We start from the raw sequence: 21,377 nt of genomic DNA, 5'->3' as shown, positions 1-21,377 counted from the left end.
TCGACTATCGACAGGAAGTTACATGTTCAACTCAGTGACCGACGACATCGATTCGGTCGAATCATCTTCGGAACAATCCGGATCCGATGTTCGAAGAGGGCCCTTGGCAGGCATAGTCGTTGCAGACCTCACGCGCGCACTCGCGGGACCTCACGCTTCAATGATGTTCGGCGACCTGGGGGCGACGGTCATCAAGATCGAGACACCCGGTACCGGCGACGATACGCGCGGCTGGGGGCCACCTTTCATGGAACCTGCAGGTGCACAGCGAGAATCGACATACTTCTTGTCCACGAATCGAAACAAGAAGTCAGTCGTACTCGATCTGAAATCTGAAGAGGGTCTTGCACTACTGGAATCCCTTGTCTCACGCGCCGACGTTCTGATGGAGAATTTTCGGACCGGCGTCCTCGATCGTTTGGGGCTTACCGCCGAACGACTTTCGGAGCTGAATCCGCGGCTCGTCGTGCTGTCCATCAGCGGATTCGGTCACGACGGACCGGAAGGCGGACGTGCGGGGTACGACCAAATCGCACAAGGGGAGGCGGGTCTGATGTCGCTGACAGGTTCGGGTCCCAACGACTTCCAAAAGGTCGGAACTCCGATAGCCGACCTACTGGCAGGGATGTACGGCGCATTCGGTGTACTCGCGGCACTGCAGGAGCGAGCGCGAACCGGCGTTGGGCAGACGGTACGAACCTCTTTGCTGGCCGGCATAGTAGGTATCCACGCCTTCCAAGGAACTCGATTTACCGTCGCTGGTGAAACTGGTAAGGCACAAGGGAATCACCATCCGTCGATCTGCCCCTACGGGCTCTTTCCGACAGCTGACGGCGTAGTTCAGATTGCGGTTGGTAGTGAAGGACTTTGGAAGCGGTTCTGCTCGGGCTTCGGGTTGGCCCCAGATGCCCCCGGGATGGAAGACAACTCCGAACGAGTTCGAAACAGTAAGGCGGTCCGCCAGCTTATCGAAAGCATTTTTTCGAAGTATGGCACGGACGAGCTGCTGCTCGAGCTGGACCGTACGGGTATTCCGGCGGGACGTGTTCGTGGAATCGACGAGGTGTACCGCTGGGAACAGACTCGTTCGCAGGGGTTGATGGTCGAAGTCGAACACGAAAGCCTAGGTCGGATAACGCTTCCTGGACCCCCACTCCGGTTCTTCTCTGTGGACGGCATGGAGGTCACGAAGAACTGTCACTCGGCTCCACCGCTTCTCGGTGCAGACAACGCTGTTATCACCGGTTGGCTCAGCGAAGCACGCCGATGAGACAGACATCGATGGTTTCTGCTATGAGGCCGAGCCGGCGCGACTCCGGCATGGTCGATGTGACGTTCGACGGCCCAATCGCGACGGTGACGATCGGCACAGGCCGTCGTCGAAACGCTTTGAACGGTGATGCTTGGAAAGATCTCGCGCATCAGATCATTGGCGTCTCGACCCACGCATCGCTCGGTGTTGTCGTCCTTCGCGGCGTCGGCGATACCTTCTGCGCCGGGTCCGATGTCACCGAGTGGGTTGGTGCCTGTGCCGAGGACGTGGAGGAGTCGTTCGCGCAAATGGAGGCAGCCTTCCGCGCTATCGAAATTTGTCCCGTTCCTGTCATCGCACAGATTTCCGGCGTAGCAGCTGGAGCAGGGTGTCAGTTGGCACTCGCGTGCGATATTCGAGTCGTGGCGACTTCCGCCAGAATCGGAATGCCTATTGCGCGTCTCGGGATTCGACCCAGTCCGGCATTCGCGGCGCGCCTTGTCCGTGTTGTGGGACCGGCTGTGGCCGCTGAACTGCACTACACCGGACGGCTGGTGAAGGGACCGGACGCGGTAACAACAGGTTTGGCGAATCGGTGTGTGTACGGCGAGCTCCTCGCGTCGACTGTTCGGGATTTGGTAGAGGAGATTGTTCGCCAGCCGACATCAGCCGTGCGTGCGGCGAAGGAGGCATTGATTGCTGTTACCGGCCCTCCTCCTCACCACACCCTCGGTCCGGCCGTGAATTTGCGCGACCTCCAACTTGGCATCGCGCAAATTCTGCATACGTGAGTCTGCAAGGCTGTTACTGGCCGGCGATGTATTCGATCGACGGGCCGGCAGTCCAACCGCCGTCGACGGCGATCTCGGAACCCGTTGTGTACGAGGCATCGTCGGAAAGCAGGTAGGTGACCGCGCCGACCAACTCCTCCGGGCGACCGACACGGCGATACGGATTGTTGGGGAATGCGCCCTCTTCGAGGCTGATGCCCGTCGGTGCAGTCATGGGCGTCAGGACCATGCCGGGGTGAACCGAGTTGACCCGGATCTTGTCGCGGCCGAGTTCGACGGCGGCGATCTTGCTCAGCCCACGCACGCCCCACTTGGCTGCGCCGTAACCGCTGGTCAGAGCCATGCCCATCAGGCCGGCGGCCGAGGAGATGTTCACGATGGATCCGCCGCCGGCTGCCTTCATGAACGGCACCACCGTGTGGATACCGGTGTGCACGGACACCAGGTTGATCTGGATGATGCGCTGGAACGTCTCGAGTGGTTCCTCGGCGACTGTCTGGCCGGACGCCGAGATTCCGGCGTTGTTGACCAAACCGTTGATCGCGCCGAACTCGGATACCGCGTACTCGGCGGCGGACTTCCAAGACGCTGGATCGGTGACGTCGAGGTGAACGTAACGCGCTGCGTCGCCGAGAGATTCGGCCACTGCTCGACCGTCGTCGTCGAGTAGGTCGCCGATGACGACGCGGCCGTTGCCCGCGACGATGCCGCGGGCAAACGCCTCGCCCAGGCCGCGTGCGCCGCCAGTGACGAGAACGACTTTTCCGGAGAGATCCTGAGTCATGATTGTTCCTTACCTGTTGGTGTTGCTAGATATGGCTTCGAGAACGCCCCGAGCGCGCGGGTGATGGCCTCGGGTGCGGGCGTCCGGAGGTCTGCCATCTCACGCAGTGCGGCGACTACCGCAAGTGTTGCCTGGCCCGAAGCCGCTGTGGTGTCGAGCGAGGTTTCCGGACGGTCGATCAGGCGTGCGACTTCTGGGCGAATCAGTTCCATCGTCTCGAAAGTTGCTGATTCCCAAACTCTCCGGAGTGCCGCATCACCGAAGATGATGGGCATCAGTGATCGGGTCATCGGCTCGAATGACTCGCCGACCGATGCGATAAAGGCATTCTTCACAGCCGCTGCGAGCCCGAATTCGCGGGCTTGCGCGCTGAGTGCCGTGGCCAGACTGCGGTTTCCCTCGTCGAGCATCGGCCAGATGCTCTCCTCTTTGGTGGCGAAGCAACGGTAGAACGTTCGCTCGGAGATTTCTGCCCGCTCGGCGAGCTCCGCGATGGTCGTCGAAGTGTCGCCGCGTTCGACGAAAGCGGCAGCACAACTCTGCGAGACGCGGAGAAGTAGTGCAGTGCGGCGGGCTGTTGCCATATCCGCACTGTACCAAAAGTGGCAGAAACTGCCACAAATGGTGTCGGCCGGTCAGCCGACGTTACCTTCGATTCCGGAAACCTCCTGCTCAACTGCGTTCTTGAGGTTCAGGAGCGTCTTGCGGATGTTGCCGCGCTGAAAGTCGGCGAAGGTTTTTCCTCCGGTGGCAATCTTGTCGAACATGTCGGCGGCGAAGTCCGGCCAGCCGCGCCTGTCGTCGGTCCACGTTTCGGTAACTCGGGTTCCGTCGGGCACCGGCGAGAATCGGTACTGCCAGGTTGCGATAGAGGCGGGGATCCGGGGAGTACCGAGGCCGATCTTGTGAACACGGAATTCGAAGAGCTTCCCGGCCTCGGCAGCGGTGACTGTGCATCGCGTGGTCCACTGCGCGCGCCCACGCTTGTTGTGCCCGTCGAACTCCATGCCCAGGAAAGCGCTTTCGCGGTCTCCCCGCAAGGTTGCGCCTATGTTTTCGGGACTCCAGGCACCCATACGAGTGGGATCGCTGATGACCTCGTAGAGGGAAAGCGCGTCGGAGCTGACGACGATGCTGTCGGAGACGGTAAGTTCGCGAGCCATTTCGGTTTCAGGTTCTTTCTGTCGAGCGTGTGTGAGGTGTGAGTATGACGATCGGTGGTTTCGCGAACAAGATGCGGACGTGGCGGATGAACCGTCGAACTGATCGGCGTTGAACTACAGGTGCGGTTTCAGTTGGATCTTGACCGCGCCTTCCTGCTTCTTCTGGAAGATCTCGTAGGCGTGTGGCGCCTCATCGAGCGGCAGCTGATGGGTGGAAAAGGTGTCGACGCCGAGTGGGTCGTCGTCAGTGAGCAGGGGCATGATGTCCTCTACCCACTTCTTGACGTTCGCCTGGCCCATCCTGAGCTGAATCTGCTTGTCGAACATGGTCATCAGCGGCAGCGGATCGACCATTCCGCCGTAGACACCGATCAAAGAAATGGTTCCGCCGCGCCGAACGATGTCGATGGCCGAATAGACAGCGCCAAGGCGATCGATTCCTGCGTTACGCATCGCAGGCGCGGCAAGAGCATCGGGAAGGAGTCCGACGAACTGCTGCGCGAGCTTTCCGATCGGAGACCCGTGCGCTTCCATACCGACAGCGTCGATCACCGAATCGGTTCCGCGGCCGTTTGTCGCGTCTCTGATGGCATCGCCGATCTTGCTGCCGTAGTCGTCCAGGTTGAGGGTCTCGATACCGCGTTCGGCAAGGCGCGCAAGGCGTTCGGGTACACGGTCCACACCGATTACTCGAAACCCCTTGTGGTGGGCGATACGAGCCGCCATGTCACCGATCGGTCCGAGGCCGAGGATTGTCACGGACCCACCCGGCGGAATGTCGGCGTATTCGACCGACTGCCAAGCGGTGGGGAGCACGTCGGAGAGGTAGACGAATCGCGAATCCGCGGGACCTTCGGGAACTTTGATGTGTGTGAAATGTGCTTGCGGTACTCGGAGGTACTCAGCCTGCCCGCCGGGCACCGAGCCGTAGAGCTCGGAGAAGCCGAACAATGCTGCGCCCGTTCCCTGATCGCGGACCTGCGTCGTCTCGCACTGTGTGTAGAGGCTCGAATCGCACATGAAACAGTTGCCACACGAGATCTGGAACGGAATCACGACGCGGTCACCTATCTCGAGATTCGTGACTTCCGAACCGACTTCTTCGACGATTCCCATCGGTTCATGGCCGAGAATGTCGCCGGCATTCATGAACGCACCCAGAGTCTCGTACAGGTGCAGATCGGATCCGCAGATATTCGTCGTGGTGACCTTGATGATTGCGTCGGTGGGTTCGACGATCTTCGGGTCCGGAACCGTATCGACGCTTACTTTCCGTTTGCCTTGCCAAGTCACTGCGCGCACTGGGATCGACCTCTCATCGTGGAAATGCTGTTCGCAGTCACCTGCCCGAAAGCACTGAAATGCAAACAAAATCGGTGAGGGTTGCGAGAAGTCCTGAGCGCGTTAGATTGAGATGGAGCTGGGTCCCGGTCTCTTTGCGCCGGCTCCAGGACCGAGACGACGAGATGATGAGGACGATCGCATGACCGACAAAGACGACAACGACCAGTCGCCCAAGGGCGGGCACCCAGGACCCGTGGACAAGGGCGGCGACGGGGGAATGGCAACGCGAGAACAGGCGCCTGAACTGGTCGAGGAGACCTCCGACGAGAAGTCTGACGACGAGTAGTTTCCTTTTACTCCGCGTTGGGTAACAACGGGGATAGGCCGCATCGGACCGTCCCGGAATCAATGCGGGCGAGGTTCCTCGAGGTTGAGCAGCCAGCCACGGGAACCGCCTTAAGCAGATCCCTCAACCCTGTTGTCATTCAACCCTGTAACAGCACGTGATCGAATCGGGTCCGCAGTAGTGTCGGGACCCGGAAGTCGTCAAGCGTTCGAACTATCAACTGTTCGGCAACATCCCGGAGTTTCACGTTGGTCTCTTGAGAACGCCACACGAGGATGTCGAAGGCGCGATCGGCCGAAATGCCGTAGATCACCATGAGCATGCCTTTGGCTTGCTCGATTACTCCGCGAGAAGCGGTGATTTCGTTGACCAGCACGTCGACAGACGCTTTCACCGTACTGTCGAGGGTTTCGGTGACGTCGATGTAGAAGCCTGAGCTGCCGACCACGGCACCCGACTCGTCCACGACGCTGTCGCCGACGACGATTACCGAGTGAGTGTCCCCTGCAGTGTCGATGATGCGGTGGCGGCTGCTGAACGGTCCGCCTGAAGTGCGGATGGCGTGCAGTGTTTGAGCAACGTGTCTTCGGTCGTCGGGATGCTTGTGCGAGAGCATCAATTCTGTCGTCGGAGCTACTTGGTCGGGTTCGTATCCGTGAATCCGTGCAACTTCGTCCGACCACTCCCACCGATCGCCGTTGCGGTGATAGAGAAAGCCGCCCACCCGGTGTGGAGCCCCCGATCCTGACGTTCGCCCCAACCCGTCCTCGTTCACCACACACGCCCCCTCGTTCTCGACCTCGTCCCAACCGGCGTACTCGCCAGTTAGTTATATCGGACAAATCCGGCGGAGGTGGTGTCGGTCCCATATTTCGGAGCATCGTCTGGATCGCTACCGCATGGGTCGGGGAAACCGGCCCTCAGAGTACTTGGCGACGGTCCCACGTCACTCGCGGTTGAAACAGTGTTGCCGCTGTGTCCATTCGGTGATCGCCGCCGCGATGGCCGCAGGCTGATCCTCGGGGGCGAGATGTCCTGCGGGACCGCACTGTTCCACCTCGAGATTTGCGATATTCGATCGGCTCCACGTGACTTCGTCAGGTCCGATCATGAGAAGTTCTGCGGGGCCGCTGAAGGTGAGAAGAAGTTTGGGTACGTCGGTGCTTTCTGCGAGCCAATCGCTGTACGCCGCCACACGTGCATTCACGTCACCGGGAGTTCCTTCGATGGGGAAGGATCGTGGCCACTCGAGAAGGGGTCGGCGACTCTCTCGTGACGGATAAGGGGAGCGATAGGCCTCGGCATCGGTTTCGGTCATTTCACCGAGAACCGTTCTGTGAAGCGCTATTTCGAGAAAGAAGTTCTCGTCGAGTACCTTCGTCTCTCCTGTGTCGGAGTCCCTCAGAGCTTCCACCCGTGCCCGTGCCTCTCCCGGGAAGTGTTCGTCCCAGGTCATCGGACGAAGGATCGTTTCGAAGAAGGCCACACCTCGGACGCGATCGGGGTGGCGGGCAGCCCAGTCCAGTGCAAGCGCCCCGCCCCAGTCGTGTCCGACGAGTACGACGTCGTCGAGTTCCATCTGGTCGAACCAGGCGTCGAGGTAGCGGGCGGTGTCGAGGAAGCCATAGTTGATTGGCGGTTTGCCTGACCGCCCCATTCCGATGAGGTCAGGGGCAAGTGCACGGCCCAGATTTCCTATCTGCGGCAGGATGTTTCGCCACAAGTGCGAGGATGTGGGGTTTCCGTGGATGAGTACGAAGGGTGGTCCTTCACCGCGCGAGCGGTAGGCCATGGTCGAGTCGAGCACGGGAATTGTGGGCATTGCGACTCCTCAAATAGTTTCCATATACTCTAATTGAGATAGTAGCCATGTATTCTATTTGTATGCAAGATCGAGAAACATGGACGACAGGGTCGCTGGTGTGGCACCTTGGCTTGCGCTGGCGGGCGGGGGTTGACCGAGCGATCGCGCACCTGGGGTTGACTCACGCCCAGTATTCAGTGCTCGCGTCTCTGCATGGTCTGGTGAGTGCGGGGGAGAGGCCGAGTCAGCGAGAACTCTCAGTGCACACAGGATTGCAGCGAATCTACATATCCAAGCTCGTGCGAGCGTTGGAGAAGAGCGGGTTTGTTGTCAGTGAACGCGATAGTCGCGATGCGCGAGCCGTTCGCCTCGATCTCAGTGACGAGGGCAAACGAGTCATAGAGCTCGCTAAAGACATTGTCCGCCAATTGGATGCAAAGAATACGGAAGTGCTGACGAAAACCGGAGGGCGGGAACTCGCCGAGCTCCACCGCGCCCTTGGCGCGTTACTCGACGCCACCGAAGCAGGAGATGGATAACGCGCCGGTCCGCTTCGTGGCGTAACCGAAGGCGATCGTGTGCGGACCCGGTCCTCAGGACGTTCGTTGGGGGAGCGACGGAAGCGTCGATCCCCCAACGAGCCTATTGTCTAGCTGTCGATCGTTACGGCGTCACGTTGATCGGCGAGGCCGACGCGAACTGCAGTGTGCCGGACATGGTTGCCGTGCCAGTGGCTGCGGCGGGGCAGACGGGCCCGGTGCCGGTACGCGTGTAGTTCACAGTGCCGGTGTTGCTGGCCACGACGCGCTGGTTGGGAATATCGAATGGCAGCGGTCCGATAGTGCTGGCCCCGACGGTGACTGTGCACGTGGATCCGGGCATCGTCACGACTGCGCCTCCTGCAGGAATGACCAGGGATCCCTGAGCCGATCCGGTGTCTGCCGAGACGTTCAATAGCCACGAGCCGGAGGTGGTGACCACAGCGGGTAGGCCGTTAGCCTTGCACCCGGTCAGGCTGGGGGTGCCGATATTGACGTTGACTCCGCCGGTGCCGGTGTTGGAATTACCCGGCGCGGATGGGATGGTCCCGGAGCCCGTCGTACTGGAGCAGGTAAGTGTGATCGTTCCTGTCTTGATACTGAGATTGCTGCTCGAAGCAGTCACGGTTTGACCCGCTGGAGTGACGACGGTCGAAGCCAGAGCGGTGCCGGCTGCGACTGCAATCGCGGCTGCGGCGGCAGCTGTGACGATGGTGGTGCGGCGAACTGCATGGGACATCGATATCTCCTTGTTGTCGGTGATACTTCGTGAGTCGCCGGTGCTTGCTCTACTGCGTCCGCAGGCTGTCGGCGCCGATGTTGAACACATCGCTTGTGGTGGTCAACGAGTTGTGACCACTCGAAGACGGAACGTTGGCGCGAAGATTGACTGCCCAATTCAATGCGCCGAACAGTCCACATCCAGATGCGCCCGGTACCGCGAACGTCTGGTCGGCGTGCGTCACGTTTCTGACGGCGGCGGTATCCGGAAATCCTGGAACTTCTTCCAGGACACCATTCTCGGACACTCCGAGTTTGAACATGATCGGGTTGCTCGCAGAACCCAGATAGCAGTTGCCGCCCAGCAAGGGGTTGGAGATCTTCAATCTTGCCGGAAGTGTGACACCGAGTTGGAATGCGTCGACTGTTGGCAACGCGACCGGTTCGACTGTTGCCTTGATGGTGGTCAAGCCGCCGGGGAACGGTATACCGAGCCCGAAGATTCCTCCTGGTACCTCGATGGGGCTGGAATAGACGCCTTTGGTGCCGTCAGTGGGAGGAATGAAGATCTGGTCGAACCCGAATTCTGCGTCGGGGTTCTCGCGATAGGCGACACCGCCGGCGATATTCAACGAGCCGGAAGGAATCGGTACTTTGAGCCCGTTGATGTTCATTTCGCCGCCTTTGACGACGACGTCGACACAGGTGCTTGTCTCCGGATTGGCTATCGGGCATTTTCCCCAGCCCCCGAACGGCGCATTGGGCAGCGGGGCCGCCGTCGCGGTTGACACCGCCCCGAGAGTGAGGACTCCCGCTGCGACGACAGCGAGCGCGGCTCTGAATCGTATTGTGCGCATGGACAAGTGAACTCCGTTTCGAGGTGGCAATCTGTCGTCGATGACGGTTCTGTGGCAGTGGGTTGGATTGCTAGTTGGCACTACGTTCGGCAACGACGGCAGCGGGTTCGGGTGAGCCGGCCGGCTGGGGCCTGAGGCTGTCGGCACCGATGTTGTAGACGTCACTCGTCGTGGCGAGGGAGTTGGACGTGGTGGACGAGGGAAGCCCGGCGCGCCAGTTGACGATTGGATTCAGAACGCCGAACGGGCCACACCCGGAAGCTGTCGGGACCGCGAAGGGCTGTCCGGTGTGCCCGGTGTTTCGAACGACGGCAGTATCCGGGAAACCTGGAACCTCTTCGAGGACACCGTATTCGGTCACATCCAAGTTGAGTTGGACGGGGTTGTTGTCCGAGCCCAGGTAGCATTTGCCGCCGAGGAGAGGGTTCGCGATCTTCAATTTGACGGGTAGCTTCACACCAAGCTGAAATGCATCCACGGTGGGGAGTGCAGACGTCGACTCTACGGTGGCCGAAGCCTTGTTCAGTCCGAAGAGATTGTTGAATGGCAGGTCGATTCCGAGTGCGCCCCCGGGGATGTCGATGGGTTTGGCGTAGATCCCCCGACTGTTGTCGTTCGGCGGGATGAATACTTGGTCGAATCCGAATTCAGCCTCTGGATTCTCCCGGTATGCAACTCCGCCTGCGATGCGCATCGCCCCGGCGGGAATGCTGACGGAAAGCTTGCCGATCTTCATGTTTCCGCCGGTGACCGTGACGTCCATACAGGTGCTGGTCTCGGGATTGTCGATCGGACATGAATCCCAACCGCCGAAGGGGATCTCCGCTGCCGGGGCGGCTCCTGCAATGCTTGCTGACAAGCTTCCCACCGCAGCGGCGGTGGCGAACACAGTTGCGGTGGCGAGTGCGCCGAAAAGCCCACGCGACGTCGAACGTCGGGACATGTATTTCTCCTTTGGGTACAACCGACCAGTCGGGATTGTGATGATGAGTGACGGTAGTCACGTGTGACTTGGATGTACAGACAATTTGAAACAATTCCGACAAAAGTATTACTGCGATCGCCTCCGCTACTACTTGTGGCTGTGAGGATTGAAATTTGTTGCAGTGCTCTGTGTCTCGTCATTCACCCACGAATCGCTGTGAGGTGCTTCGACCCGAAAAGGCGTTCGTCGACGGGAATATCGGACTCCTGTCGAAATCGAGGGGGCAATGTTTTGTCGGAGTCGCCAATGAGGGAAGTCAGGGCGAGTAACTTTGTCGAACAGCGGCTGATCGGTACTCCGGGCAGCTGCCCGAGAGAACGGATCGCCATGACGCTGATGCTGCCGCTCGACTCGATGTTCCTTCTGATGGAGTCACGGGAGCATCCCATGCACGTCGGTGGCCTGTCGCTTTTCGTTCCGCCGGAAGGGGACGACGGCGAATTCGCCAGGTCGCTCTACCGTTCGCTGACCGACGTCGACTCGATTCGGCCCCTCTTCCGTCGCAAGCCGGTGCAGTTCTTGTCGAACTTCGCGCCGGTGCGTTGGACGGAGGACGAGGACGTCGATCTCGAATATCACGTCCGGTTGCTCGCGCTGCCCAAGCCGGGGCGAGTCCGCGAGTTGCTCGAGCTGACCTCCATGCTCCACGGCACGCTGCTCGATCGGCATCGGCCGCTGTGGGAGGCGTACGTGATCGAAGGTCTCGCCGACGGCCGAGTTGCCGTGTACATGAAGACGCACCACGCGCTCATGGATGGTGTGTCTGCTGTTCAGGCGTGGTACCGCAGCCTCTCGTCGGACCCGCTCGATCGAGAATCGATGCCTCCGTGGGCGCAGCGACCTTCTTCGGGGCGGGTTCGTGCCGGTCGCGGGCTGGACCTGCAGAGGCGGGTGGGCTCCGTGATCGAGACTGTGCAAGATGTGGTCGGGGTCGGCCTGCGATAGTGAACGCCGCTGCCTCGGCAGTGAAGGACCACGTCGCACCGTTGCCGTTTGCTGCCCCGAAATCTATCTTCAACGTCCCGATCACCGGAGCGAGGCGTGTCGCCGCGCAGTCGTGGCCGATCGAGCGCCTGCGCAAGGTCAGCTGCGTTGCAGACGTGACGCTCAACGATGCGGTGTTGGCAATGTGCGCGGGTGCGCTACGGCGATACCTCATCGAACTGGATGAGTTGCCGGACAAACCGTTGATCGCGATGGTGCCGGTATCCCTTCGCAAAGGTGAAGAGGGTGAGGCTTCCGGCAATGCCGTAGGTGCGGTGTTGTGTGATCTGGCAACCGAATTGGCAGATCCGGCGGCCCGACTTCAGAGAGTTCACGACTCGATGAGTAGCGCCAAGTCTCTGATGTCGGGCCTGACGCCCCTGCAGATCACGGCGCTCAGTGCATTGAACGTCGCGGGTCTCGGGCTGCCGCTGATCCCTGGTTCATCCCGACTGATCACTGGGCGTCCAGTCTTCAATCTGGTGATTTCCAACGTCCCCGGCCCGACAACGACGCGCTATTGGAATGGCGCGAAGCTCGAGAGCTGTTACCCGGCATCGATTCCGTTGGACGGGCAGGCGATGAACATCACCGTCATCGGCTACGCGGACACCATGCAGTTCGGGCTCGTCGGCTGCCGCCGCAATGTTCCGCACTTGCAGCGGCTCCTCGGCCATCTCGAGGAATCCTTGAGTGAGCTCGAAGCCGCCGCAGGTTGAATGCGTGAGGAAACCTCAGCTGACGGGGACCGCTCCGCGAGCGTTCGATACCAAGTGAGTGCCGATCTGAAGGAACGCGGGTACGAAGTTCGGGGTGTCGATTGCAGGCGAAAGGATGTGGGCTCCGAAATGCGCGACCACAAACTCCAGGTCGCGTGAGATCAAGAGCCTCTGGCCATGGATTCCGCTTGCCATGAACGATCCGAACGGATCATTGAGGATCCACCAGTAGTCGTGGTAGCTCATCGTCGCGGGGGAATCGACAGGGGCACGCGGGCTTCTGACCTCCGAAGGATAGCCTGCGGGCACTCCCGCGGTCATCGATCGCGCGATGTGCGGTGGGATCACCTGACGATCCTCGACGGCACCGTCACAACGAATCATCTCACCCACTCTGGCCACGTCTCGAAGGGTCGCACTGAATCCGCCCGCCGCCATTTCCGTTCCAGCGGAGTCGACTATGTAGAACGCATCTTCTTCGGCTCCGATTCTTGACCAGACCAGCTCACTGAGTAGTTCGGCGAGTGAAGTTCCGGTCACGCGGCGCAGTATTTCTCCGACAGTCTCGACATTGCCGTTCTCGTAGCGGAATTCGACGCCGGTCGGGCCCGCAGTGCGTGCCGTGGCGAGGTGCTCGAGAATGGTCTCCGGGCCGCGGTAATTCATGGGGCGCAGCTTCGGGGCGACTACGGCCCAGAAACGGCTGGCTTCGATGGTGCGATGGAACGGCCGACCGCCGTACGTTACATCAGTGCCCATGTGAAGAAGGTCCTGAATCCGATTGTCTCCGAACGCAGTTCCTGCCAACTCGGGAATGAATTTCGACGCCCGATCGTCGCGGTCGAACAATCCTTGTGCTTCGACCAGTGCAGCCATCAAACCGACGTAGGATTTCGCCATCGATGCATTGAGGTGCGGTTCGTGCGGTTCGCAACCGTGCAAGTAACTCTCGTACACGATGCGTCCCCGATGTAGCACTGCGATACCGTCACTGTGCGCACCCGCGAGGAACTCGGACACCGTCTGCTTCGGCTGATCCGGAAGGTTCAATGTGACACCGGACAGATCCGTGTAGTCGGTCGGGAGGGTCCATTTGGGTCCGTCGCCGCGCCACACACGGCGAGTCGCAACCATCTCTCGTATGGTTGTGGCTTGTTGGCGCACGTCGGCCGGGTCGGTGAATCCGCGCGCCCAGGGGATGTCATCCGTTGCGATGTTTCGTGCCATCTGAGGTCTACTTCCGTCTTGATTGCCGAGTTGGAGTGTTGATTGCCGCGTTCGTAGTTGATGAACTGAATTGCCTAGTGCCGAAGCGCATTCTGTTCATGTAGGGGGTTGGCGGATGGCCCGGAGAGTAGGGCCGCACTGTCGCGGGCGTAGGGGCGATACAGTGCGCCTGAAGCGACCCCGTTGACGGTGGTCAGCACTACGGTGACGATGAAGAGCGCGCCTTGCAATCCGATTCTGTCGCCGAGGGTTCCGACCAAGACAGCGTATCCGGCGTAGGCCAGCGCTTCGACTGTCGAGACGGAGACGGCAAAGGCCAGGGCTCGCAGTTCCGGACGAACTACGGCCATGATAATCGGCCGATTGACCACTGGGACCTGACCTTGAAGGACGCCGACGATCCCGAACAAGACCGCGTAGACGCCGATGCTGTTCCAGGAAATCTGCGTAGCGATCAGTGCTGCGGCCGCGAATCCGAGTTGGCTGGCCTGAAGCATGATGATGCGACCGTTTCGGGGTCGTTTGACGTGTACGGCGTCGTTGACTCGTCCGCCGACGAACGTGCCGAGCAGGTACCCGATTGCGAAGGGCGGTGCGATGATCGAAGCAGTTGCGGTCGTGAATCCGTGCTCCTCGACGAGAAATACGATGCTGAAGCTCATGATGACGTTCTGGCCCGAGAATGCGCGTTGTACGAGTAAGTATCGGAATGTCTTGATAGCGAGTAGCTCTCGTATCCCTTCGCGCCAGAATCTTGCTTTGGAGCCGAGATCGTCGGTGGTCGTCTGTGCGCGCGCATCGGCGGATTCAGGATCGTCGAGGAAAAGCATGATAAGCACACCGATGGCGATGCAGATTGCACCGGTGATGATGTATCCGTAGCGCCATCCATCTTCGAAGCGAGACAAAAGCCCGAATATCGGGGCGGTCGCGCCGGTGATGACGGCGACGCCGCCGTATACCAATCCCGTTGCGCGGCCCCTCCGGGCGTCCTCGTACAGATCTCCGAGGATGGACAATGCAATCGAGCCGGCGCCGGCGAAACCTGCGGCGCCGATCGCATAGAGGACGAGAAACTGAGTGAAACTGCCGGACAATCCGGCCAGGATTACCCAGACACCCCAGAACCCTGAACAGATGGCAAGTACCGACTTACGAGAATATCGTCGGGCAAGGAACGCCCAGGGGATTGCCGTGAAGACCCCGACGGCCTTGGCCACTGCAACGATCGTGCCGAGCGCCGCCGATGACAATCCCATGGCCTCGCGCATGAGCGGGAAGAGCACGGACGTCACGCTGCTTTCGGCGTTGTCCATTGCCGTGGAGCCGGTCAGGAGTGCGAGGTTCTTACCTCGCCGACTGCGTGGAAACTGAGTAGGTGCCGCAAGTTCTGTGGTCATTGTTCCCTCTCGAAAAATGCCGATGATTGCTTGGGCGCGGTGGGCAGCGCTCGGCGGTCGACTGTGCACTGAGTCACAGTGAGCATTAATGGAGACAATATACATAAATAGACATACTGTCTATCTCTTTGTTCAAAGTTGGATGACAGTGCAGGTGCCGAGTCCCGCAACCGTGACGCCTACGGCCAAAGTCGCCATGACAATGAACGGTATTTCTCGAGAATCCTTGTCGTCCAGACTGAGTCGACGATGACGGATTGTCGTGCCCACGATGACTCCGGCAGTCGTAATGATGAGCGTGGCGAACACTGCGATTCGTAGAACGGACGGATGCAAAGCGATTTCGCGACCGGTGATCACTGACACAGTCACAGAGGAGAGGGCAGTTCGTCGCCAGGCGAGCACGGTTCGCTCGGGTTGCAGTCCGGGCGGCTCGTTTTTCGTCACAACACGGTCATCCCTACGCCGAGACCCGCAACGACACACACCCCACCGACGAGAAGCGCGATCATCGGTGACGTGGGTAAGGGAAGATCACGCCTCATCGCGGTTTGGACGGCCTTCCAGTGTCTGAGCGCGCCGAGCGCTACAGCCGACGCCACGACGGTGCACACGACTCCGAGCATTTTGTACATATTGTTGTCGTTTTCGGATACGTAGAACTGACCGACTGCGACGCCGCCTGCCAACAACCCCAACGCAGTTCGTATCCAAGCCAGAAATGTTCGTTCGTTCGCAAGACTGAATCTGTAGTCCGGTTCGTGATCGATCACGGTGATTGCCTCCGAAATGTCGAGTGCCCGCCAGGCCGTCACGTCGAGCGTATGACGACCCGGCGGGCGCGAAATTGGATACGACTGTCCTTGAATGATCTTCAGGTGGTGAGTAATTGACGCGCGATTCCGTTCTTCTGAATCTCGGAGGAGCCGGTCAGGATTCGGAACATCCTCAACCGCTGGAACAGTGATTCGACCTCCGAACCACGGATGACCCCGGCTTTTCCGTGAATCTGAACTGCGTGGTCGGCGATGGTGAAGGCCTTCTCGGCAACGAACAGCTTGCACATAAATGCTTCGGTACGCGGACTCCCACCGGCATCGAGTGTGGCGAGTGCGTCGTAGGTCATCGAGCGCGCAGCGTAGTAGTCGGTCGCCATGTCGGCGAGTTTGTGTTGGATGGACTGCAACATCGCAAGAGGAGCGCCCTGCACCTGGCGAGTCTTGCTGTACTCCAACGACAATTCCAGTGCTCGGCGGGCTCCGCCGAGGACGGTGGGGCAGTGCAACAACCGGTTGACTGTGACTCGACCGAGTCCGATTCTCAAGCCTTCGCCCACATTTCCGAGAAGCTGTTCCGGCCCCACGTAGCAGCCGTCGAGGATGATGTCCGCTTCGATGTGCTGACCGGACATCGGGACGTCACCGTCCGCCACTGTGCAGCCAGGAGAATCCAAGTCGACCAGGAAGGCCGAGTACGAATCCGGTCCGTCGCCGTCGGATGCCATCTTTGCGATCAGGACCGAAAAGTCGGCGAAGGGGCCCGCGGACGAGAACACCTTGTGGCCGTTCAGGCGCCATCCGGCACCGTCCGGGGTAGCTGTGGTGAGCATGCCGCGAACATCGGAACCTGCGTCGTTCTCGGTGAGAGAAAAGCAGCACGCCTTCTCTCCTCGCAGCACCGGAATCAAGTACTTTTCCAACTGGTGCTCGGTGGCGTATTGAAAGATCGATCCCGCGCGGAGTGGGCCACCCATGTCTCCGAGCACGGACGTCGCGAGGACCCGCGGCGATGCACCGACCTCTTCTTTGAGTGCGGCGAGTTCGGTATAGGTGAGGTTCTGGCCGCCGAGTTCAGTGGGGAGGTGTATTCCGTAGAAGCCGAGTTCGCGGCTGCGTCTCCACACTGGCTCGAGTGTCTCACGGATGTAGTGGGATTCTTGAGTGAGACCCAATTCGGCTTCGTACTCGGCTAGTTCGCCGTCGAGATAGTCGCGTAGACGCTCGACGAGCGATTGAAGTCTTGGATTGTCTTCGTAGGTAGGGGTGAGAGCGAATGACATGTCTATTTCCTGTCAGTTGACGTGACGGTCAGCGGTGGTCCAGTAGGTCGCGCGAATCGCGCGGCGATCGATCTTGCCGTTTCGGTTGACAGGCAACGAATCTGCGAAGTCGACCGAACGTGGCTTCTTCATGCTTGCCAGACGCGTCGAGCAGTGCGCGATCAATTCCATTGCGGTGGTGTCAGTTCCATCTCTGGTCACGACAACAGCCTTGACTGCTTCGCCCCACTTCGGATCGGGAACTCCCACTACGCAGACTTCGGAAACGGCGGGATGTTCGTACAAAGCGGCCTCCACCTCGCTGCAGTAGATGTTGAATCCGCCCGAGATGATCATGTCCTTCTTGCGGTCGACGATGAACAGGTAGCCGTCTTCGCGGAAATAGCCGACATCGCCCGTGTGGACCCAGCCGTTCCTGAACGTCTCAGCCGACAGCTCGGGTTCGTGGAAGTATTCGCGGACACAGTCCGGACCACTGGCTACGATCTCGCCGATCGTGCCGGCCGGGACCTGTACGCCGTTGTCGTCGACCACGCGAACATCGGTGTCGTATGCCGGCCGGCCGCACGAGAGAAGAAGCTCAGGGTCGGATTCGATACCGCGCACCACGTCTTCAGCGGTCAAGACAGTGACGACGCTGGTCGTTTCGCCGAGCCCGTATCCCTGAATGACGATGGGACCGAACACCTTTACCGCGTCGCGCAACCGTTGTGGAGAAACCGGCGCTGCGCCTACGCCGATGCAGCGCAGAGAGCTCAGGTCGACTTCGGTAACCGACGGATGGTCCATCAGCAAGTTGAGCATCGTCGGGACCACCATGGTGGTGGTGATCCGCTCACGTTCGATGGTCTGCAGGAACGTCCTCGTGTCCCATGCCGGCAGGATCACCACTGCGGCGCCCCTGGCGAACATTCCGAGCATCACCATGCCGGAAGCGTGTGTGATCGGGCCGGGGGCGAGGTAGCGATCACCAACAGTCGGCGCGCCTTCGGGGCTCATCAGTCGCTTGCGCATGTTCGCCAAGCGGTTGCCGTGACTCTGGACCGCAGCCTTGAGCTTGCCGGTGGACCCGGATGTGTAGTTGAGGACAGCCGGGGCGTCAATGTCGACGTCCACCTCGACGTTGTCTTCGCTGCCCCTTGTCGTCAGTTCGTGATAACTGTCCGCGCCGGGAGTCGAAGTGCTGTAGTCGATCACCCTGCAGTTCAGCCCTGCGTCGGCGACGACCTTCAGCGCCATCTCGGCATGGGCGGGGTCGACGAAGAGGACACGCACATCGGCGTCGGCGAGGATATGCCCGAGTTCGTCGGCGCCCAGTCGTGCGTTGATCGGCACCCTGACGAATCCTCCCTTGTACAAGGCCATTTCGGTCACTACGAGTTCCCCGCAGTTTCCGGCAAAGGTTCCGATCATGTGTCCGGGCCGTGTCCCGGTCACTGCGAGAGCGGACGCGAGACGGTTTGCGGCCGTATCGAGCTCGCTGTAGGTCCACCGGCCTTCGCCGCAGACAAGGGCTTCGAGATCGGGGTAGTAGCTGGCGCTTCGGGCGAGATAAGTACCGAGGTTCATGGACATCTCCAGAGAAAATCGACATCACGAATGTTAATGGACAGTCTGTCTATATTCGATCGTCCTGTCAATGTTGAACTATGCTTCGTACAACAGTGCGAAGGAAGGGAACCCAATGCCTCCAGAAGACAGACGTGTCCGGCGTACCCGACGATTGCTGCGGGATGCCTTGGTCTCGCTCGTTCTGGAACGGGGATATGCCGGGATCACCGTCGAAGACATCACGGACCGTGCAGATTTGGGTCGGGCGACGTTCTACAGTCACTACACCGACAAAGACGATTTGCTCGGTCAAGTCGTGTCCGATCTGGCCGATGACCTGCAAGAGCGGCTCGGTCCACTCATTCCCGCCTCTTCGATCGGATTCACCGGCAAGCCTGTGCTCGAGATGTTCAGGCATGCCGCTGAGGAACGTGACGTCTACCGTGTGATCCTGCGTGGTGAGGGGGATGGCAAGGCGCTGCGAAAGTTCGTCGAAGACCGCAGCGTCGCCGCTGTGCGGATATTTTCCGCACGGGCAGAAGCGCTCGGGGTTACTCCGCGAATCGACATCGAAGTACTCTCGCGGGCATGGGTGGGTGAACAGATCGCGGTCATGCAGTGGTGGCTCGAGTCCGACCCGCCACCGCTGACGCCGGAAGAAGTCACCGAGATGCTGCTCGAACTTTCGTTGCGGGGACGTTACTGGTCTTCGGGTTTCGACGGCGAATTGAAATCCGAATAGCCGCTGTCACGTCTCGCCGTTGCCGCGGCGGCTTCGTCGAGAACCGACTCGGTGTGCTCGCCCACGTACGGAGTCGGAAGTCGAAAACTGTTCAGTCCCAAGCTGAATTGCGCCGGGAATCTCATCTGGGGCCAGCTTTCTCCGTTTTCGGTCGCGACCTCGCTGAACAGGTTTCGAGCGACGACATGGGGATCGCTCATCAGTTGTCCGGCGTCGGTGAACACCGGCGCCCACGGGGCATTGATCGCAGTCAACGATTTTTCCCACCACCCGTATGTGTGCGTACCGAAGGTGGTGACCAGGAGTTCCCGCAACTCTGCCTTGTGCTGTGTTCGGGTCCATCGATCGTCGTAGCGCAGTGTGTTCAGTGCCGGAAACTCAGCGCTGAATGCTGTTCGGAACTCGATCCAGAACTTGTCTTCGAAAGTGGCAAGTGAAAGCAAGCAACCGTCGGACGTCTCGAAAATGTCGTTGTCTCCCTGGACGGTCGGTGAATCGGTAGGGTTCTCGATATCGCGGATCATGAGCGCGAAAGGCGCGCACCAGGCGGTTGCAGCCTCGGCGAGGGAAATGTCTATGTGTTGTCCGCGTCCGTGCTTGTCCACGCTGGCGAGAGCAACCGAGATGGACAGTGCTGCGTACATCGAACCCACCAGATCACCGGCCCGGATACCAGGGCGGGTGACGACTCCGTCGGTGCACCCGGGAACTGCGAAAAAGCCGGAAAGGCCGAGGAAGTTCAATTCGTGCCCCGGCTTGTCGGCATAGGGTCCGGACTGCCCGTAACCGGTGATCGAACATAATACGATGCGTGGGTTGGCTTTTCGAAGTACGTCGTAGCCGAGTCCCATGCCTGCCAGTACCTGTGGCCGGAACCCCTCGACCACTGCATCTGCAGTCTCGACTAGTCGAAGGAACGTCTCGCGATCGGATTCGAGACGGAGATCGAGCGCGATCGATCGCTTGTTCCTGTTCAACGAAGCCATCCGTTCACCAGCTGCCCGCGTGGGATCAGGTCGCTTCGGGTTCTCGACCTTGACCACGTCGGCGCCCAGATCTGCGAGCAGCGTCGTCGCAAACGGGCCGGGCAGAAGGCGAGAGAGGTCGAGAACGCGCTTGCCGTGTAAGAAACTCCATTCCGACGTGTTGTCGCTGTCCATGTTCACACTCCGAAGACTGTCGAGGCAGTAGCCGATAACGCCAAACCCTCATCGGCACGGCATTGTTCGTAACTGCTGGATCCCAGGATGATCAACCTGATCGATAATTGGCAGACTATCGATTAATGAACAGGATGTCTACGAATTGATTGCGGCGAGGTTTTGTTCTGCTTTGTCGACGCGACGCTCAGCAACACGGAGTTCCTTCTCGGATTCTCGAACCGCAGCGTCACTGGTCTTCTCGGCGTTCCGTGCGAACTGCCGTTGCTGCTCAGCGTGCTCGAGTTCGGTGCGCAGTTCTTCAACGCGCCGTTCGACGTCGGAGAGCGTCGTTCTGGCTTCCTGGAGTTCGGCGGTCTCGGACTTCACCCGGCGGCGGATCTCGTCGGCCTGCGCCGTGGCTTCCTTCAATTCTGCTTTTGCTCTGGCTTGTTCGGCCTTCGGTTCCGGAGTTTTCGACTTCGGAGTCGTCGGCTCTTCAATCGCGGCGTGCTGCGGTGATTTCTCATTCACCACGGCGAGCCCGGCGGGTCCGAAACCGCTGTAACTCGCCGCGGTCACGACCCGTCCGAGTCGAACCTGCGCGGCAGTCTCCTCATCGGCCAGAGCGGCATTGAGGGTCTGCGCGACATCACGTAAAGCATCCTCGCCGACGCTTTTTCCCCGTGAAGCCGCGATCTCACCGGATTTGTGGGCGAGACTCCGCACCACCTCCTGCCTCTGTGTCGTCAGCCGTCGCAAGTCCGGGCCCGAGAGATGGCGTTGAGCGTCGCGTAGCGATTCGCCAAGCGCGAGAAGTGCATCCAGATCCTCTGGTGCATCGCGCGAGATGAGATTGACCAACCACCCCACGGTGGTCGGCTTCCGAAGTTTGCCGATTTCCGCGGCCAATGTGCGGTCGTTGTCCTCCCGGGCGGCCTTCACATGATGTGTACGCGCCTCGACGAACTCGCCGGGGTCGAGCCCGTACAGTTCGTTGGCGACATCATCGAGGGTCACGTATCCATATT

The 21,377-nt window shown here is 60.1% G+C and carries 22 protein-coding genes and 1 pseudogene; 6 read left to right on the top strand and 17 right to left on the bottom strand.

Annotated features, from left to right (window positions below):
* The first annotated feature begins 22 nt into the window (after positions 1-22).
* Together G4D79_RS28540 and G4D79_RS28535 are read left to right on the top strand one after the other, a co-directional pair.
* A complete protein-coding gene (locus G4D79_RS28540; protein WP_007734649.1) occupies positions 23-1,270 on the top strand; it encodes a CaiB/BaiF CoA-transferase family protein in 1,248 nt (415 codons plus the stop codon).
* A gap of 23 nt (positions 1,271-1,293) precedes the next feature.
* Entirely contained in the window at positions 1,294-2,043 is a 750-nt protein-coding gene (locus tag G4D79_RS28535; RefSeq protein ID WP_099696961.1) for an enoyl-CoA hydratase/isomerase family protein, read from the top strand.
* 13 nt (positions 2,044-2,056) lie between these two features.
* On the opposite strand, the gene G4D79_RS28530 is transcribed toward G4D79_RS28535, so the two are convergent.
* From G4D79_RS28530 to G4D79_RS28515, 4 genes are all read right to left on the bottom strand, one after another.
* Positions 2,057-2,827: a glucose 1-dehydrogenase gene (locus tag G4D79_RS28530; protein WP_007734653.1), complete on the bottom strand. Its 771-nt coding sequence runs from the start codon at positions 2,825-2,827 to the stop codon at positions 2,057-2,059.
* The gene (locus G4D79_RS28525; protein ID WP_007734655.1) at positions 2,824-3,411 is read right to left on the bottom strand and encodes a TetR/AcrR family transcriptional regulator; all 588 of its coding nucleotides are present in this window, start codon (positions 3,409-3,411) and stop codon (positions 2,824-2,826) included. Before G4D79_RS28525 ends, G4D79_RS28530 begins: the two co-directional genes overlap by 4 nt.
* A gap of 51 nt (positions 3,412-3,462) precedes the next feature.
* Positions 3,463-3,990 (bottom strand): SRPBCC family protein, encoded by a 528-nt coding sequence (locus tag G4D79_RS28520; protein WP_007734657.1) that lies wholly within the window; start codon positions 3,988-3,990, stop codon positions 3,463-3,465.
* Between the two features lie 114 nt (positions 3,991-4,104).
* Positions 4,105-5,292, bottom strand: coding sequence for a zinc-dependent alcohol dehydrogenase (locus tag G4D79_RS28515; RefSeq protein WP_064688498.1), 1,188 nt, complete (start codon positions 5,290-5,292; stop codon positions 4,105-4,107).
* 181 nt (positions 5,293-5,473) lie between these two features.
* Between G4D79_RS28515 and G4D79_RS28510 the strand changes: the two genes are divergently transcribed.
* On the top strand, positions 5,474-5,620 hold the full coding sequence (locus tag G4D79_RS28510; RefSeq protein ID WP_003945804.1) for a hypothetical protein: 147 nt from the start codon (positions 5,474-5,476) through the stop codon (positions 5,618-5,620).
* A 139-nt stretch (positions 5,621-5,759) separates the two neighbouring features.
* On the opposite strand, the gene G4D79_RS28505 is transcribed toward G4D79_RS28510, so the two are convergent.
* Together G4D79_RS28505 and G4D79_RS28500 are read right to left on the bottom strand one after the other, a co-directional pair.
* Positions 5,760-6,398, bottom strand: coding sequence for a PAS and ANTAR domain-containing protein (locus tag G4D79_RS28505; protein WP_037132380.1), 639 nt, complete (start codon positions 6,396-6,398; stop codon positions 5,760-5,762).
* Positions 6,399-6,566: 168 nt separating this feature from the next.
* Positions 6,567-7,442, bottom strand: a complete 876-nt coding sequence (locus G4D79_RS28500) for a haloalkane dehalogenase (RefSeq protein ID WP_054827312.1) — start codon at positions 7,440-7,442, stop codon at positions 6,567-6,569.
* 47 nt (positions 7,443-7,489) lie between these two features.
* Here G4D79_RS28500 and G4D79_RS35430 point away from each other — a divergent pair, with 47 nt between their 5' ends.
* A complete protein-coding gene (locus G4D79_RS35430) occupies positions 7,490-7,963 on the top strand; it encodes a MarR family transcriptional regulator (protein ID WP_349304091.1) in 474 nt (157 codons plus the stop codon).
* A 124-nt stretch (positions 7,964-8,087) separates the two neighbouring features.
* Here the strand turns inward: G4D79_RS35430 and G4D79_RS28490 are convergent, their stop codons facing one another.
* The 3 genes from G4D79_RS28490 to G4D79_RS28480 all read right to left on the bottom strand — a co-directional run bounded on the left by G4D79_RS28490 (position 8,088) and on the right by G4D79_RS28480 (position 10,483).
* Positions 8,088-8,702 (bottom strand): hypothetical protein, encoded by a 615-nt coding sequence (locus tag G4D79_RS28490; protein ID WP_054827310.1) that lies wholly within the window; start codon positions 8,700-8,702, stop codon positions 8,088-8,090.
* Positions 8,703-8,751: 49 nt separating this feature from the next.
* Positions 8,752-9,540, bottom strand: a complete 789-nt coding sequence (locus G4D79_RS28485; RefSeq protein WP_021333197.1) for a hypothetical protein — start codon at positions 9,538-9,540, stop codon at positions 8,752-8,754.
* Between the two features lie 70 nt (positions 9,541-9,610).
* On the bottom strand, positions 9,611-10,483 hold the full coding sequence (locus tag G4D79_RS28480; protein ID WP_007734676.1) for a hypothetical protein: 873 nt from the start codon (positions 10,481-10,483) through the stop codon (positions 9,611-9,613).
* A gap of 369 nt (positions 10,484-10,852) precedes the next feature.
* Here G4D79_RS28480 and G4D79_RS28475 point away from each other — a divergent pair.
* A pseudogene (locus G4D79_RS28475) lies at positions 10,853-12,228 on the top strand (wax ester/triacylglycerol synthase family O-acyltransferase).
* Positions 12,229-12,243: 15 nt separating this feature from the next.
* Here G4D79_RS28475 and G4D79_RS28470 read toward each other — a convergent pair.
* The 6 genes from G4D79_RS28470 to G4D79_RS28445 all read right to left on the bottom strand — a co-directional run bounded on the left by G4D79_RS28470 (position 12,244) and on the right by G4D79_RS28445 (position 18,483).
* Positions 12,244-13,455 carry a serine hydrolase gene (locus G4D79_RS28470; protein ID WP_081557456.1) on the bottom strand — a complete coding sequence of 404 codons (1,212 nt, stop codon included), beginning with the start codon at positions 13,453-13,455 and terminating at the stop codon, positions 12,244-12,246.
* 74 nt (positions 13,456-13,529) lie between these two features.
* Positions 13,530-14,855, bottom strand: a complete 1,326-nt coding sequence (locus G4D79_RS28465; protein WP_099696959.1) for an MFS transporter — start codon at positions 14,853-14,855, stop codon at positions 13,530-13,532.
* 132 nt (positions 14,856-14,987) lie between these two features.
* Positions 14,988-15,302, bottom strand: coding sequence for a DUF202 domain-containing protein (locus G4D79_RS28460; protein ID WP_007734680.1), 315 nt, complete (start codon positions 15,300-15,302; stop codon positions 14,988-14,990).
* Positions 15,299-15,670, bottom strand: a complete 372-nt coding sequence (locus G4D79_RS28455; RefSeq protein ID WP_081557457.1) for a YidH family protein — start codon at positions 15,668-15,670, stop codon at positions 15,299-15,301. Before G4D79_RS28455 ends, G4D79_RS28460 begins: the two co-directional genes overlap by 4 nt.
* Positions 15,671-15,729: 59 nt before the next feature.
* On the bottom strand, positions 15,730-16,914 hold the full coding sequence (locus G4D79_RS28450; RefSeq protein WP_063314921.1) for an acyl-CoA dehydrogenase family protein: 1,185 nt from the start codon (positions 16,912-16,914) through the stop codon (positions 15,730-15,732).
* A gap of 12 nt (positions 16,915-16,926) precedes the next feature.
* Positions 16,927-18,483: a long-chain fatty acid--CoA ligase gene (locus G4D79_RS28445; RefSeq protein WP_063315142.1), complete on the bottom strand. Its 1,557-nt coding sequence runs from the start codon at positions 18,481-18,483 to the stop codon at positions 16,927-16,929.
* A 115-nt stretch (positions 18,484-18,598) separates the two neighbouring features.
* Here G4D79_RS28445 and G4D79_RS28440 point away from each other — a divergent pair, with 115 nt between their 5' ends.
* Positions 18,599-19,207: a TetR/AcrR family transcriptional regulator gene (locus G4D79_RS28440; RefSeq protein WP_007734687.1), complete on the top strand. Its 609-nt coding sequence runs from the start codon at positions 18,599-18,601 to the stop codon at positions 19,205-19,207.
* On the opposite strand, the gene G4D79_RS28435 is transcribed toward G4D79_RS28440, so the two are convergent.
* Together G4D79_RS28435 and G4D79_RS28430 are read right to left on the bottom strand one after the other, a co-directional pair.
* Positions 19,165-20,367, bottom strand: a complete 1,203-nt coding sequence (locus tag G4D79_RS28435) for a CaiB/BaiF CoA-transferase family protein (protein WP_058038894.1) — start codon at positions 20,365-20,367, stop codon at positions 19,165-19,167. The two genes, G4D79_RS28440 and G4D79_RS28435, sit on opposite strands and share 43 nt — an antisense overlap.
* 138 nt (positions 20,368-20,505) lie before the next feature.
* Positions 20,506-21,366, bottom strand: coding sequence for a hypothetical protein (locus G4D79_RS28430; RefSeq protein ID WP_099696958.1), 861 nt, complete (start codon positions 21,364-21,366; stop codon positions 20,506-20,508).
* Positions 21,367-21,377: the final 11 nt, after the last annotated feature.

The organism is Rhodococcus sp. WY5, from assembly GCF_018588185.1.
GTDB classification, from domain to species: Bacteria; Actinomycetota; Actinomycetes; order Mycobacteriales; family Mycobacteriaceae; genus Rhodococcus_F; species Rhodococcus_F qingshengii.
The sequence above is the reverse complement of the archived record's forward strand: the minus strand, read 5'-3'. Positions and strand labels throughout refer to the sequence as shown.